At 63.0% G+C, this 14267-nt stretch carries 13 protein-coding genes; 8 read left to right on the top strand and 5 right to left on the bottom strand.

The window, feature by feature from the left end:
- Positions 1–30 precede the first annotated feature (30 nt).
- Genes FB461_RS11365 through FB461_RS11355 form a run of 3 tightly spaced genes read right to left on the bottom strand, consistent with a single transcriptional unit; the run spans position 31 to position 2862 of the window.
- Positions 31–1077 (bottom strand): ABC transporter permease family protein, encoded by a 1047-nt coding sequence (locus FB461_RS11365; RefSeq protein WP_142122202.1) that lies wholly within the window; start codon positions 1075–1077, stop codon positions 31–33.
- Entirely contained in the window at positions 1067–1687 is a 621-nt protein-coding gene (locus FB461_RS11360; protein ID WP_170222747.1) for an ATP-binding cassette domain-containing protein, read from the bottom strand. Before FB461_RS11360 ends, FB461_RS11365 begins: the two co-directional genes overlap by 11 nt.
- 2 nt (positions 1688–1689) lie before the next feature.
- Positions 1690–2862: an efflux RND transporter periplasmic adaptor subunit gene (locus tag FB461_RS11355; RefSeq protein ID WP_142122198.1), complete on the bottom strand. Its 1173-nt coding sequence runs from the start codon at positions 2860–2862 to the stop codon at positions 1690–1692.
- Between the two features lie 823 nt (positions 2863–3685).
- Here FB461_RS11355 and FB461_RS11350 point away from each other — a divergent pair.
- From FB461_RS11350 to FB461_RS11340, 3 genes are all read left to right on the top strand, one after another.
- Positions 3686–4189 carry a hypothetical protein gene (locus FB461_RS11350; protein WP_142122196.1) on the top strand — a complete coding sequence of 168 codons (504 nt, stop codon included), beginning with the start codon at positions 3686–3688 and terminating at the stop codon, positions 4187–4189.
- 253 nt (positions 4190–4442) lie between these two features.
- Positions 4443–4970 (top strand): hypothetical protein, encoded by a 528-nt coding sequence (locus FB461_RS11345; protein WP_142122194.1) that lies wholly within the window; start codon positions 4443–4445, stop codon positions 4968–4970.
- 209 nt (positions 4971–5179) lie between these two features.
- Complete coding sequence (locus FB461_RS11340; protein WP_142122192.1) at positions 5180–5692, top strand: hypothetical protein; 513 nt, start codon at positions 5180–5182, stop codon at positions 5690–5692.
- Positions 5693–5714: 22 nt separating this feature from the next.
- On the opposite strand, the gene FB461_RS11335 is transcribed toward FB461_RS11340, so the two are convergent.
- Positions 5715–6158, bottom strand: coding sequence for a hypothetical protein (locus tag FB461_RS11335; RefSeq protein ID WP_142122190.1), 444 nt, complete (start codon positions 6156–6158; stop codon positions 5715–5717).
- Positions 6159–6387: 229 nt separating this feature from the next.
- Between FB461_RS11335 and FB461_RS11330 the strand changes: the two genes are divergently transcribed.
- The gene (locus tag FB461_RS11330) at positions 6388–8223 is read left to right on the top strand and encodes a carboxypeptidase-like regulatory domain-containing protein (RefSeq protein ID WP_170222746.1); all 1836 of its coding nucleotides are present in this window, start codon (positions 6388–6390) and stop codon (positions 8221–8223) included.
- A gap of 43 nt (positions 8224–8266) precedes the next feature.
- Positions 8267–8722: an aminoacyl-tRNA deacylase gene (locus FB461_RS11325; RefSeq protein ID WP_142122186.1), complete on the top strand. Its 456-nt coding sequence runs from the start codon at positions 8267–8269 to the stop codon at positions 8720–8722.
- Between the two features lie 59 nt (positions 8723–8781).
- On the opposite strand, the gene FB461_RS11320 is transcribed toward FB461_RS11325, so the two are convergent.
- Positions 8782–9522 (bottom strand): HNH endonuclease family protein, encoded by a 741-nt coding sequence (locus tag FB461_RS11320; RefSeq protein ID WP_142122184.1) that lies wholly within the window; start codon positions 9520–9522, stop codon positions 8782–8784.
- Positions 9523–9572: 50 nt separating this feature from the next.
- Between FB461_RS11320 and FB461_RS11315 the strand changes: the two genes are divergently transcribed.
- Genes FB461_RS11315 through FB461_RS11305 form a run of 3 tightly spaced genes read left to right on the top strand, consistent with a single transcriptional unit; the run spans position 9573 to position 13978 of the window.
- The gene (locus tag FB461_RS11315; protein WP_211349916.1) at positions 9573–9914 is read left to right on the top strand and encodes a ribosomal protein L7/L12; all 342 of its coding nucleotides are present in this window, start codon (positions 9573–9575) and stop codon (positions 9912–9914) included.
- Between the two features lie 57 nt (positions 9915–9971).
- Positions 9972–11192 (top strand): metallophosphoesterase family protein, encoded by a 1221-nt coding sequence (locus tag FB461_RS11310; protein ID WP_142122182.1) that lies wholly within the window; start codon positions 9972–9974, stop codon positions 11190–11192.
- Positions 11189–13978 (top strand): AAA family ATPase, encoded by a 2790-nt coding sequence (locus FB461_RS11305; RefSeq protein ID WP_142122180.1) that lies wholly within the window; start codon positions 11189–11191, stop codon positions 13976–13978. Before FB461_RS11310 ends, FB461_RS11305 begins: the two co-directional genes overlap by 4 nt.
- Positions 13979–14267: the final 289 nt, after the last annotated feature.

Genomic DNA, 14267 nt, shown 5'->3' with positions numbered 1-14267 from the left:
TAGACAGGAGAAGAGATCAGCCCCACGTCTTTAGCGATCTTTTGCGAGGCTGGTGGGCTGGCGCCAGGGGATGTCGATGGTGAATAGGTAGCCGACAATCGTCCAGGTCACGCCCGCAGCCATTCCAGACAGGGTGATCGCGTTCGCGCTGATCGCATGTCCCAGAAGCACGACGGCAACACCTCCCAGTGCAGCCGCCGATGCGAGCACTCCGCCGAGAATCGCATGCTCCGTCAGAATCAACCCCGCCAGTGTCCGCCCCGAGGTGCCGGATAGGCGGTAGGCGGCGAATTCGCTGAGCCGCACTCGGTCGATCACGGCCGCCGCGAACCCGCCCAGGAGGCCGATGAGGAACGGCAGAAAGCGCGATACGCGGGACAGGTAGGTGGTGATGGGGTTGATGTTCTCTTGGTATGCCGTGTTCGTTGCGACCGGTGCGGAGCCTTCTACGCGCAGGGACGCCAGGGCACGATCAGCAGCCTCTTTGGTGTCACTATGCGGGTTAAAGATAACGCGGCAGCTGTCCCCGGTCGTGTCGCGGATGTCGAGGGGGACGACGACGGAGGAGTTCGTATCGATGCCCTTGGGCTGTTCCGGCATTGTGATGGCTACGGACACGAAACCATCGGGCAACTGCAGGTTGAAGTCTGGACCTGGGTCGCGTAGCGCAGAGCCGACCAGCGCCCCGGCGTTTCCTAGGTCGGGGAAGAGTGTGGACGAGGCCCGCGAGACCATGACCCCGGTCCCGAGCCCAGGGACGTCGAAGAATCCAGAATTGATGACGAGCCCGGCCCGTTCGACACCTTCCTGCAACGCGAGTGCCTCGCATGATTCGCGGTCGATATGGACCGGAATCTCGGGGTTCTGCGACGTGTAGTTATAAACCAGGCGACCATCTAATTGAAGGTCGGCAAGTTGGGCTTGTAGTCCAGATGCTTCGATGGCGCTGATGGTCGCTAGCCCTGACCCGGCAAGTACGGCGAGCACGAGTGCGGGGAACAACTTCGCGCGGACATCGAACACGTTGCGCACGGCCTCGCGGACGAACGGTCCGAATCTCCATCGATCACGCTGCATAGCGCACATCCTGTCGCAAGTTCACCTCGTGTTCCGCGGCCTCTACGAGCAATGGATCGTGAGTTGCGACGATGATGGTTGCGCGTGAGCGCAGGTCAAAGAGGAGTTCGGCTACCCGCCGGGTGTTCACAGCATCGAGAGACGCGGAGGGCTCGTCCGCAAACACCAGGGGCTTGTGGGTGGTCAGCGCGCGGGCGAAGTTCACCCGCTGCAACTCCCCACCCGATAGCGATCGAGCAACCTTATGGGTCAGGTCACCAAGTCCGACCTGATCGAGCGCCCGCAATGCGTCCCGTTTCGCCTGAGTCCAACTCGCTCCGTCGGCGAGGGACCCGATCATGACGTTCTCAAGCGCGGTCCTGCCGCCCAGCGCGTTCGAGCCTTGTGGCACCCAGGCGACCATCGACGCGTCCAGGGGCACGGAACCGCGTTCATCGTGCCCGGTGATGTTACCGGCCTTGAGGTTGATGTATCCGGCCATCGCGGCGAGCAGCGACGATTTACCCGACCCAGATGGGCCCACCAGGGCGGTCACCTTGCCGTCCGGAAAGTCGGCATCCAGGCCCTCGAAGACAATGCGTTTACCGAAACCCAGGCTTGCGCCTCTCACCTCTACCCGCATGTGGCCAGCACCTGCTCGGTCAGTGCGCTCGGGTCCCGCACCACCTGTTTGCCGATCAGATCCTGCGGCACGCCGATGCTTCCCAGTTCGCCGCGGATCAGGGAGACCGAATCCAATGGGATTGGATCATACGACTCGCCGCCATTCGATGTGAAGACGCACGTCGTTCCATTGAGGCTCGCGTAGATGGCAGTCGCCGGAACTGCACCCGTTTCGACCACCTTTTCAGCACCAATCGAAGCGCCATTGAAATATTCCTGCGACGTCACCTCGCCCGTAGCGCCGCCGCTGCCATCGTCTGCGGGTTGATGGGTGGACATGAGCCCGTCGGTCACTGCCGTCGTCAGGAAGTCATACATCGGAGAAATCTGATCGTCGGGAATCGAAGCACTTGCAACCGCGACACTCTGATCCCCCACCCGCAAGAGGTAACTCTGCGTCTCATCAAGGACCACAGCCTGACCAGTATCTGGTGCCACTAGAGAAATTGCCTCAGGGGGGCCACTGACCGTTGCCACCTCCGCGCCAGGCGCTATCTCTTGGCCAATCACGACAGCCACGGACTTCACGATCGACACGTCTTTGGGGACGAACGCAACGTATTCGAGGGAAAATGCACCCGTGTCCTTGACCCCGAGGATATCCTTTTGGAGTTTCTTCACTCCCGCTTCGATTTGCGTGGTGTACTCCTCAGATACAGCCGAATCCTCCAGCATGCCGCATGCCACCAAATACTTTGCGAGCGCCGACACGTCTGCACCTTTGTCTTTCAGTGCCAAATCACGAAACAGTGGCGAATTCGCGCGATAGGACAGGACAGGGCGCGCGTTGACCTGAAAGAGGGACCTGCACTGTTTGACCTTGTCACCCACCGCCACTTCAACGGAAGTGACCACACCGCTCGCTCGTGTCGTAACCGTGGCAGCACGCCCGTAACTCACCAGGACAGCTACGTCAGAACGCAAGTCATTGGAACGCGAACCGACCGGCACCAGTTCGGGTTGAGAGGCGGCAACACTCCGCTCCTCCGCTTTACCAACAGCAGGGTTAACAAAATAGAGAACGACAAGGGGCACCAACCATGCCACGATCAGCGGCAGCACAAACCACACCGAACGCCACCAACCACGACCCTGCTTCACCGACGATTCATGCTCACTCATCAAGACACCTCCTAGTTCTCGAGGGCGATGCGAACGTCCACATTGACGTCCTGCGACCCCTGCCGTCCACGTTAATACACCCAGAGCAGGCCAACTATTAAACTCGCAATCTCATCGCCCACTTAGAGTGGCGACGCGAAGGGGGTGACCCACGTACGCGCGAGCCACCCCCTTCGACCGAATCAGTAAGTACTGACGGTGTACGTCCCACCGTTCTTCGGGACGCGGTGTTGGGCTTGGTTGATTGTGTAGTTGCTTTGGCTGGTCTGTGAGACAGATAGTGCCGTGAGCGAGCCCGTTTTCCAACTCATCCAGTACAGGGATCCAGCATTGTTCTCGTACCTGATCCTCACCTCGTAGGGCGTACACGTCGGTCCTGTGGTGTGTTGCGTACCGGCCTTGTGTGTGGAGTTGTTGTTCCACGCCTGGAACTGACCGTAGATGCCGGCCGTGCCGCAAAAACTCGTTGATGGTTTGGGTTGCCTGCGCGGGTGCCCCACCCAATGCCGCACCCATCATGACCAGCGCTGCCAGTAGTGTGGCAAGCCTCGTGCGTCGTTGCATCGATTTTCTCCTGATCCTGATCAACACCATCAGGTGTTGAGGTCTACAATCTGTAGAACCGTTTCCACGGTAGCATGGTTCACGGGATTCACTACTCAAGATGAATGGAGTAAATGCCATGGCTCAATCTGTTGCCTACCCTCGCCCCTGCCCATGCCCAGGCAAGTGGCTTGCCGCTGTAGTGCTCTTCCTCGTTGGCCCTTTGATGCTCAGCGCTTGCTCCGCTGGAGGGGGTGCAGGGACCACCTATGCGACGGCCATGCCGACTGCAGCGTCCTCAACAGCCATGACTAAGGGCGGCCTGTACGATCCGATTGAGGTTGCTCACAATTCCCACATCGAGTTATCTGAGCAGCAACTCAACGCATTGGCGGATGGCGAGATTACTTACGACGAATACCAAGAAGCCGCGCAGCGCATGAAGGCATGCGCCGATGCCGCAGGAATCTACTTCGAATTCATGGGCGAAGAAAATCAAATCATCGAGTACAGGACACGCTCAGACAGCGACGCTCTCGACGCAAAATTCAACAACTGCTACGACACCGAATTCAGAGCTCTTGATGTCATGTGGCAAGACTACAGAGCAAACTGGGGTCCCGAAGCAGGCGCCCTCGCAGAATGCCTCCGTGACATGGGTGAGGAGCCGCGATTGCTCTATAGCGAGAAAATAGACCAACTCACGAACCTCGGTATCGACCCGGACGACGAGTGCATAAATCCAAAATTGAACCAAGGACCGAATGCCACCGCTGACCCCTGAGCACGGGCTCCCTTTTCTTCGACATGACGCGGTCCTTTCAACTCAAAAGGAAACGGCATCAAACATGGGACGGTTCAGGATTCACTACTCGCGATGTATGGAGTAAATGCCATGGTCCACTCAGTTACCCACCCCCCCCTCCCAAGCACGCTCAGGCAAGTGGCTTGCCGTCGTATCGCTCTTTCTCGTTGGCCCGTCGATGCTCAGCGCTTGTTCCGCTGGAGGGGGTGCCGAGGCCACCTATGCCACGGCCATGCCGACTGCGGCTGGCACTGTCATTGAGGGCAAGGACAACACCTACGACCCAGTAGCCGCGGCCGAAAATATGGGCGTCCAACTATCCGAACAGCAACTCGAAGCCCTAGCGGATGGCGAAGTCACCTACGACGAATACCAAAAGGCCGCCCAACGCCTGAAGGCCTGTGCCGACGCGGCGGGGGTGAAGTTCGAGTTCACTGGCGAAGAGAACCAAGTCATCCAGTACCGGACCGAGTCTGACGGTGGGCCGCTGGATGCCAAATTTGACGCATGTTATGAAAGTGAATTTGGCGCGCTGAGTATTGTGTGGCAAGGGTATAGAGAGGAATTTGGCCCCCAGGCGGCCGCTCTGGCGGAGTGTATCCGCGAGAAGGGCGAGGAACCGCGGCTCTTGATCTTGGAGAAGATCGATCAGTTGGAGCAACTCGGCGTGGACCCGCAGACCGAATGCATCGACCCCAGACTCAACCAAGGACCGAATGCCACCGCCGATCCCGTCCCCCCACCGACTTCAAACCAATGAGCAACACTGCGAACCAAGCGGAGCAACCGATTCATTCGGCAAGCAGCGAGGAAGTCAACTCCAGGTGCATCATCAGGATGCACCACCCACGCGCATCTCGACGTCCACGGACCTTCAAGAGAGCGCTAGCCTTACTCACCGTCGCAACAGCCGTGGCACTAAGCGCATGCTCATCGAACACAGAACCTGGCCCAACATATGCCACAGCCATGCCGACTGGGGCTGGCACTGTCATTGAGGGCAAGGACAACACCTACGATCCGGTAGCCGTGGCCGACAGCATGGGCGTTCAACTATCCGAACAGCAACTCGAAGCCCTCGCGGATGGCGAGGTCACGTACGACGAATACCAAGAAGCCGCCCAACGTTTGAAGGCCTGCACCGACGCCGCGGAAGTGAAATTCGAGTTCATGGGCGAAGAAAACCAAGTCATCCAATACTGGGTTGAGGCCGGCGACGAAGCCTTCGATAAGAAATTCAACGACTGCTACGACACACAATTCGCGGCACTCGACGACCTGTGGCAGGACTATCGGATGAACTGGGGACCAGAAGCCGCGGCGCTCTCCGAGTGCATCCGCGAAAAGGGCGCGGAACCCCGCCTACTTATCAGCGAGAAATACGAACAGTTGGAACAGCTCGGCATGGACCCACAGAACGAATGCATCGACCCTAGACTCAACCAAGGACCGAACGCCACCGCTGATCCCGTCGCGCCCTAGTTCCGCCCGGGCACCCCCGCGGCTACAGAGTCTCGAGCACTCCCAGCAGGTCGGACAGTTGCTGATCCATCGCGGCCAGCGCGTCAGCGGCGGAGGACTCGTCCACGAACCCGGCTACGTGCCGCACGTGCGCGCGGGCGGCCAGCAAACCGATCTCCGCCTCGCCCACCTCGGTGAGCGCCTGCCAGGTAGGAACGTCGTCGGCCTCCACGGCGGCCAGGACGTTGCACGCCCGGCTGATGGCCGCGTCTGCGTCTGCAGCGGCGGCCTCGTACGCGGTCCTGTGGGCCTCATCGAGCTGGTCGAGGTCGCCCGAGGTGATCCGCGCCTCGGCGATCGTCACACCGCTCGACTGCGCGCGCGGCTGGTCGAAGCGGTAGAGCGGAACTGCTTCCGCGGTCGTCGCCAGAGGCAGGGTGAGGGCGAGTACCCCGGCTGCCGCCAACTTCGTTGTCCGCGTGTTCATGACATCTATGCTGGCACGCATTGCTGAATGCGTTCTGTGACCTGCTGGCGGATACCTGTGAAGTCTCTCGGGTGGAGACCATCGACGATCTTCACAAACATTGCACACTATGTCCCGTCACTCACCTCTCCGAATCGGCGGATTCGCCATAGGCTTCTATGAGCATCGGATTTACGGTGCGCGACCCAGAAGAGCCGCGTGCAGAAGCCTCGCGCATCAAGGAGGAGCAATGAAGATCCCCCGTATCCGCCAGATCGCACTGGTTGCCGCCATGTCGGTAGCATCGCTCGCAGCGGCCGTATCGGTGGCGGTTCCCGCCCACGCTGCTAATGCCGTCGTGACGTTCACCGGAACTGTGTCCATAGAGGGAGTGGGACTTGCGGTGGGCAATTCGGCGGGAGTGGTTGTCCGCGGAACAAGCCAATCGGGCGGAAGCGCATGGGTCAATCCAGGTGCAACTGGATCCTATTCGGCGAGCGTCGCCGTACCAGCGGGCACCAAAATCTTCGTCGATGCTTCACTCAGCCGCGACGACCTGGCATTGACCCACCAATCTCAGTTACACGCGCGTCCAGGGCAAGCGAGCGCACCACTTGAAGCCATGGGCCTGCCTTACGTCTTTGCGGCGGGTGCGCATACGGTAAACCTGGACTTCGCTTTCGGAAAACTCGGCGCGATCGCGGTCACCATCCCCGCATTCGCGACCAACATTGAGCTCCTTACCCGAGGAAACACGCCCGTTCCCGCGAGCGCGACCAGCCAATCCGGCCAAACGAAGACGTTCCGAGGGCTCGTCCCCGGCAACTACCGCGTTGCGGCCACGGGAACTGGTGTCTACGCAGGCGCGCGCATCACCACCGATGTGCTGGTGACCGGCGGGGGCACAACGGTTGCCGCCCTGCCGACACCCGCAAAGGCCTCCGCCGGCTTGGTGCAGGGCACTGTCACCAGCGGCGGCAAGGTCCGCAAGAACGTCACCGTCAACATACTCAAGGCGAATGGCAAGTCCGTGGCCACCACTGTGACGGACAAGAACGGCAAGTACTCAGCGGCCGTCCCCAAGAGCGGCACCTACCGAGTTCGCTTCGATGCCTACACCGCGAAGGGCCTGGCCCGGATCAAGAAGGGCGTGAAAGTTACCGTGGGCAAGGCCACCAGGGTTAACGCAGCCCTGAAAGCGGGGAAGGCTTCGCTCAAGGTCACCTTCCGCGACAAGCCCAAGTACAAGGACCGGTCCTACCTCGTTAAACTGCTGGATTCTAGCGGCACGTTGGTGAAGGAGAAGCAGATCGAGCGAGCGGGCAAGCCGAAAACAGCCAAGACGCTGACGGCCTCGTTCAAGAGCTTGAAAGCCGGCAAGTACAAGGCGATCGTGATCTTCAACCAAAAGAACGACAGCGACCCCACCCGAGCCGATAAGTCACGCGCGGTCTCAGTTAAGCTCCGCAAGAACGCAACGACCAAAATCGGCGTGATCAAGAAGTTCCCCCACACGCAAAAACCTGTCGTATTCGTACTGCCGTGGAAAGTAAGCACCGTCGGATTCCACTGGGATCGCCTGGAGACCCCCGCGAACGAGGCCGTCGCGACCGAGGACCCCGCCTCTGGACGCAAGGTCTGGTACTACTACCCGCCGCAGGCCGGACTCAAACAGCGCCTGACCCTCGAAGTGAACTACGGCAGCAAGGTTTATCGCGCCACCGTGAAACTCACCGAGAAGTCGGCCGGCAAGCGGATCGCGCTGAAAAACACAAAGTTCGCCGTGGTCGGGCAGTCGGTTGCGGCGACCGTGGTGAAGCCCGATGGCACTGCACTCGAACGGCCAGCCATCCACACCGGCTCTCCCGACCTCCAGGTGTCCTGGAACGAGAAGACGTATGGCAAGGGCATCGTGCGATTCAGCGGAACCCTCGGAAGGCCAGTCACTTTGGCCGTGGAGCTTCCGGACAACTACTACACGCCCACGCCGTACTACTATCCGGTTGTTTCACCAGCCAGCGTTTCGCGATTCTCTGACTTGAAGACGATCAAGCTCGGAGCACCGACGGACGCGGCAGCCGGTTAGCATCCGGCCGAGGTGGTGCGCCGCCCGGCGATAGTCTGTGTTCATGAGCGAAGAACGCGTGCGGGCAGCCCTCGACGCTGCGGGCATCGACTACACGATCTCGCGTCACGGTCCGGTGAAGTCTTTGGCGGAGGCGGCTGCGGTTCGCGGCGTCGAGCCCCGGCAGATCGTCAAGACCATCGTGGTGCGCAGGGGTGACGGTGACTATCTCTTCGCCCTCGTCCCGGGCGATCGCACCATCTCGTGGGCGAAGTTGCGCGCGCTGCTCGGCGTCGGCCGCCTCTCGATGCCCGACGCCGACGTCGCATTCGAGGCGACCGGCTACGAGCGAGGCACCATAACGCCCTTCGGATCACTCACTCCTTGGCCGGTTTTCGTGGACGAGTCCATCGCCGGTCAGGAAATCTCGCTCGGGGGCGGAGCCCACGACGTCGCAGTTACCCTGCTGGCCAATGACGCGATTAAAGCCCTCGGCGCGACGGTCGCCGACATTACCTGATGCCCCGCGAACGTCCACTGACGCTGTGGTATTGCGCCGCCCGTGTGGACGGGGACACCTCATCGCGGGCTTCCAATCACGCACCCGTTGAGGGCCGATACTAGCGCCGCTCGCTCCGAGGTGGACACGCTTAAGGCGTAGCGATATTTCACGGTGATCTGCTTGATCGCATACACGCACGCGTAGCCCTTGTTCGGGGGTAACCATTCGTCTGCAGTCGCGGCGCCCTTTGCCTGATTGGCGTATCCGGCCACCGCCAGCAGATTCTCTGGATCATTCGCGAACTGAACTCGCCGCACGGGCTCCCACCGCCAGGCACCGGCACGCCACGCGTCCGCGAGCGCCACGACGTGATCGATCTGCACCTTCGAGCTACCGGCACCACGCTCGAAGGCCATTCGCTCGTCGGTATACGGATCCACGAGTACACCTCTCGTGACCACGCACGAATCGGGACCATCGCGGGCAGCAGGTCGCAGATCGCGCATCAAAATGTCGTTTCGCGTGTCGCAGCCAATGAGGTCTGTGTCCTGCCAGGCAGCGCCGAAGTCGTCCCGGCTGTATTCGGGCACCCCTCCGCGCTCATCGGGAGCGGCGACTAGCGCGGACAACGCCCCCCGCGCGGTGCGCAGCGCCACCTTCGTCACGGGGTACCGGGCCGCCGCACGATGTGTCTGACCAGCCGGCAGTCCCACGCCCGCGATCAGGCATACGAGCAGCGCCGCCACGGCAACCAGCAGCGCGATGACCCCCGCCTCGGGTCGGGGATCCCGTCGCACCCGCACCGCGTGTCGTCGCATGCCTCGATGTTGCGCCTCCCGGATCTCCGGCGTCGCCTGAAAGAGCGCCTGTGGAAAACTTCTGCGACGATGGCGCGATGGGCTTCTTCAACTCCTCCCCCGAATCCGCGCTTGACCACCGAGTTGCCGAACTGGAGCGCCGCGTGCGCGAACTTGAAGTGGTGGTGGCGCAGCTCGGGCGCGCGACGGAGAACTCGTCCATATCCCCTGTGACCAGCCAATACTCGCCCGCTCAGCCGACCTCCCCAGCGGACATCCCGGGGCAGGTCCGCGTGAGCGAGGAGGTCCGGGCGCTCGCGGCGTCAGGCAAGAAGATCAACGCGATCAAGGTGCTGCGCGAACAGAGCGGACTGGGGCTCAAGGAGGCCAAAGAGGTCGTCGATCGCCTGTGATGCTCGCGGTGTCCACAGAGGTGGCTATCGTGTTCAGTACCGACCTCAGGAGGCACGATGCGATTCCTAGCGACCGCCGATTGGCAGTTGGGCATGGCCGCGCGCTACCTCGGCGATGACGCGCGCCCGCGTTACATCCAGGCCCGATTCGACGCGATCTCCCGCATCGCCGAGGTCGCTCGGGAACGCCATGCGCAGTTCGTGGTCGTCGGCGGTGACGTGTTCGAGTCCAATCAACTGGATCGCAGCATCATCGCGCGCGCATTCGAGGCGCTGCGGGCCTTCGATATTCCCGTGGTGCTGGTGCCCGGCAATCACGATCCGCTCGATGCCTCCACCATCTACGATTCCGCGCTGTTCGCCGCACGCAAACCCGAGCACGTGGTCGTGGTCCGCGGCAGCAGCCCGTTCGAGGTCGTGCCAGGCGTCGAGATCGTCGGCGCGCCGTGGTTCTCCAAGCGTCCCGCGGGAGACCTTGTCGCCCGGGCAATCGCCGACCTGGAGGTGCCCGCCTCCGGGGCGGTCCGGATCGTAGTCGGTCACGGTGCGGTCAGCACGCTAGATCCCGACAGGGACTCGGTCGCCACCATCGATGTCCAGGCTCTCCGCCCGGCCCTGGCGCGCGGCCTCGCCCACTTCGTGATCCTGGGCGACCGGCACGGCACATACGAGGTCACCCCGCAGATTTGGTATCCCGGCACACCCGAGGTCACAGACCGCCGCGAGATCGATCCCGGCAACGTGCTCGTGGTCGACATGGACGAGGATTCGGGCGCGTGGTCGGTGGACAAGGTACACGTCGGCTCGTGGCGCTTCCTCACCTTGCGGCGGGAACTCAACTCGCGGGCAGAGGTGACGGCCTTCGGCCGGGAATTGGACGAGTTCTCCGCCAAAGATCGCACGGCGATCTGGCTTGCGCTGTCCGGCACTCTCTCCACCGCAGCGAAGGCCGAATTGGACGAGGTCATCGCGGGGGCGCAGGACGTCTTCGCACGAATCGACCATTGGGAGCGCCACACGGACCTGGCCGTCATCCCCGACGATCACGACTTCGCGGACATGTCCCTCAGCGGATTCGCTCAGCGGGCATTGGACGAGTTGGTCGAGCGCGCCGCCGCAGGGATCGTCACCGACGAACACGCTGGACGCGACAGTGATCCGGCGATTGATCCGGCGGACGATGGCCACCCGATGACGCCGGAACCGGCAACGTCGGATGCGCAATCCGCGCAGGACGCCCTCTCGCTGCTGTATCGCCTGGCGGGGGCGCATCGATGAGACTTCGCAGGATCGAATTGAGGGAGTTTCGAGGAGTAAGGCACTCCGTCGTGGACTTCTCCGAGGGCATCACGATCGTCGAAGGCGAAAACGAGGTCGGCAAATCATCGATCGTCGAAGCGCTGCGCCTGATCCGCACGGCTAAGGCGAGTTCAAGGACATCGGCGATCAGGGCCCTGCAGCCCGCCGGCCGCGATGTGGGCCCGGAGGTCACGCTGACGATCGAGGCAGGCGGTCGTGAACTGACCTACCGAAAGCGCTGGTTGAAGTCCCCGGAGACCTCGCTCACCGTCGAGGGAGAACGGCACGAACAGTTCACGTCGGACACGGCGCATGAACGCTTCCTCGCGATATTGCGCGACACCGTCGACCTGGACCTGCTCGCCGAACTCGATACGCAGCAGGGAGCCTCCCTCGAACAGCCACAACTCGCGCAAATAGCCGCACTGCACCAGGCGCTCGACGAAACGGGCGAGGCCGCAGGTGAACACGACGACCTGCTGGCGCGTGTCGAGGACGAGTACGGACGCTATTACACCGGTACCGGGAAGCCCAACAAGGACTTCGCGAACGCACGGTCCGCGGTCACAGAGGCGCAGGGCCGCGTCACCGAAGCACGAGAACGCATCGTGGACGTTGATCGACTCACGAGCAGCCATCGGCAGCATGCCGAGAAGGCAGCAGAACTCGAGCAGGAACTCGCAAGGTCCAAGAAGAACCTCGCGAGCCTCGATGCGCGGGACAGCGAACTGACTGCGTTGCGGACGGCCCTCACCAACGCCGAGGAGGCGCTGAAGTCCGCTGAACGCCAGCTCGATTCCATGGCCGATGCTCGCAGAACCCGGCAGCAATCGATCGCCGAGGTCGCCGAGCGCAAAGAGCGCGTTGCGGAGTTGTCCCACGCCGAACAGACGACCAGAGAAAGGCTCAAGGACCTCCAGGATCGAACAGAGGCGGCCGCCGACGCGGAGCGGGCCCAAGCGACGGCGGCCCGCCAAGCGCATCGCGTTGCCGCGACCGCAGCCGTCCGTCTTGATCGTCACCGCACCGCAGTTCTGCTCTCGGACCTGGAAGCAAAGTTTGCCCGTGCCACGGCGGCCGATGAGGAACTTCGACGCGCCGAACAAACCGCGGCCGCTAGCACGATCGACGACAAGGTCATCGCGACGCTCATAGAACGCGAAACGCAGGTGCGAGTCGCGCGCGCCGCGCGCGACTCGGCCGCCCCCACTGTTCGCGTCACCCGGCTAGGTGAAACGCCGGTGAGGATCGGGGACGAGCAGCTTGCCGCCGCTGGCGCGCGGGAGATGCCGGTGCTCGATACCGTCGAGATCGAGGCGCCGGGCGTTGTTCGCATCGAGATGGCGCCCGGGCTGGCGCCCGAAGAACTGGACGCCGAGTTGCTTGCAGCCGAACAGTCCCTCATGCAGACCTTGATGAATGCCGGAGTCGAAAGCGTCTCGCAAGCGCGGACGCTGGCGGAACAGCACCGTCTCGCCACCGCGGAGCGGGACGCGGCCAGGGCGGGACTCGCAGGGCTACTGGACGGCACGACCCTTCCAGCCCTCGGCAATGAAGTGGCGGCGTTGCGCGCCAAATTGATCGCTCGCGAAGACGACGGACGCGGTGGTGACGGCGGCGACGGCAGTAGCGACGACGGTGACGGCGGCGACGACGGTGACGGCAGTCGCGGCGACGGCGGTGACGGCAGTCGCGACGACGGCAGTCGCGGCGACGGCAGCAGTCGCGGCGACGGCGGTGACGGCAGTCGCAACCAAGACGCCGGTGACCCTCACGCCGGTGACCATGTGATCGACACGGAAGCCTTGGCCACGACGGCACGAGAAGCCGCGGAGGCCGACGAGGCCGCGCGGAATGCGGCCGAGGAAGCGAGAATCGCGACGACGTCCCTGCGTACTGCCCTCGACACGACCCGGACCGAGCACGTTCGCGCCGAGGCGGGCTTGGAAACCGCTCGGGCGGAACTGAGTATCGCGAAAGAGCGCCTGGCCACCGCCCGCGCGACCCGCCCCGACGATGACCTCGATTCGGCGGTTGCGACCGCGGTCCTCGAGGTCGCGCGAACGCGGGAAGCGCTAGCCGGGGCCAAGGAGGAACTTGCATCGCAGGATGCCGACCTGCTGGCGCTCGAACTCGACAACGCGAGGCGGCTCGTTGACCGGCACGCCAAACACCTCGAACAACAGAGTAAGGAAGTCACCCGGCTGCAGGCCGTCCTCGACGACCGCGCCGAGCAGGGACTCTTCGACGCACTGAGCGAAGCGGAGGCGGACCTGGAACACGCCACAGCGCGCCATGCGCGAATGGCGCGCGCGGCGACGGCCGTCCAGACGCTACGAGATGCGCTGCTTCGGCACCGAGCGGCGGCGCAGCGCCGATACGTCGCGCCCTTCAAGGAACGCATCGAGGCATTGGGGCGCCCCATCTTCGGGCGCGATTTCAGGGTCGACGTGACCACCGACCTACGCATCGCCTCGCGTACCCTGGGCGGAGTTACGGTGCCGTTCGAGTCACTGTCGGCCGGGGCTCGCGAGCAGGTAGCGCTGCTCGGACGGCTCGCCTGCGCGGAACTGGTCGATCCAGGCCGCGGCGGACCGCTGCTACTGGACGACACCTTCGGATTCGCCGACCCCAAACGGCTCCAAGCGATCAACGTGGTCCTCAACGCAACCGGGCGAAACGCCCAGATCGTTCTGCTGACCTGCCAGCCCGACCGCTTCAAGGACCTCGGCGGAGTCGATATCGTCACCCTCTTCGCCGACTAGCGCCCTAGGCTCGCTGCGCGGAACTGCGAGGAACTCCGCCTGCCTCGCCTGCCTCGCCTGCTTCGCCTGCCTCGACACCGGATAGGGTTGCCGGACACCGGATATACCCGGTGCTCCACGACCCCAACCGGTGTCCGGCACATACCCCGCCGCACCCGCGCCCGTGCCTGCCGCAAGTACCTGCTCAAAGGCACCTCGGTGTCGGGCACACGTACCCCGCCGCACCCGCGCCCGTAAGCGCCAGTAAGCGCCCGTACGCACGACCAGCATCCACCGCCACGCGCAAGGC

Source organism: Rarobacter faecitabidus, assembly GCF_006716265.1.
GTDB classification, from domain to species: domain Bacteria; phylum Actinomycetota; class Actinomycetes; order Actinomycetales; family Cellulomonadaceae; genus Rarobacter; species Rarobacter faecitabidus.
The sequence above is the reverse complement of the archived record's forward strand: the minus strand, read 5'-3'. Positions and strand labels throughout refer to the sequence as shown.

What these genes read in the sequence shown, in the direction of transcription:
- FB461_RS11345 (WP_142122194.1), top strand. Translation starts at nt 4,443, where the DNA reads ATGCCGACTGCGGCTGGCACTGTCATTGAGGGCAAGGACAACACCTAC.
- FB461_RS11325 (WP_142122186.1), top strand. Translation starts at nt 8,267, where the DNA reads ATGAGCGAAGAACGCGTGCGGGCAGCCCTCGACGCTGCGGGCATCGAC.
- FB461_RS11320 (WP_142122184.1), bottom strand. Translation starts at nt 9,522, where the DNA reads ATGCGACGACACGCGGTGCGGGTGCGACGGGATCCCCGACCCGAGGCG.
- FB461_RS11350 (WP_142122196.1), top strand. Translation starts at nt 3,686, where the DNA reads ATGCCGACTGCAGCGTCCTCAACAGCCATGACTAAGGGCGGCCTGTAC.
- FB461_RS11330 (WP_170222746.1), top strand. Translation starts at nt 6,388, where the DNA reads ATGAAGATCCCCCGTATCCGCCAGATCGCACTGGTTGCCGCCATGTCG.
- FB461_RS11310 (WP_142122182.1), top strand. Translation starts at nt 9,972, where the DNA reads ATGCGATTCCTAGCGACCGCCGATTGGCAGTTGGGCATGGCCGCGCGC.
- FB461_RS11305 (WP_142122180.1), top strand. Translation starts at nt 11,189, where the DNA reads ATGAGACTTCGCAGGATCGAATTGAGGGAGTTTCGAGGAGTAAGGCAC.
- FB461_RS11365 (WP_142122202.1), bottom strand. Translation starts at nt 1,077, where the DNA reads ATGCAGCGTGATCGATGGAGATTCGGACCGTTCGTCCGCGAGGCCGTG.
- FB461_RS11335 (WP_142122190.1), bottom strand. Translation starts at nt 6,158, where the DNA reads ATGAACACGCGGACAACGAAGTTGGCGGCAGCCGGGGTACTCGCCCTC.
- FB461_RS11355 (WP_142122198.1), bottom strand. Translation starts at nt 2,862, where the DNA reads ATGAGTGAGCATGAATCGTCGGTGAAGCAGGGTCGTGGTTGGTGGCGT.
- FB461_RS11340 (WP_142122192.1), top strand. Translation starts at nt 5,180, where the DNA reads ATGCCGACTGGGGCTGGCACTGTCATTGAGGGCAAGGACAACACCTAC.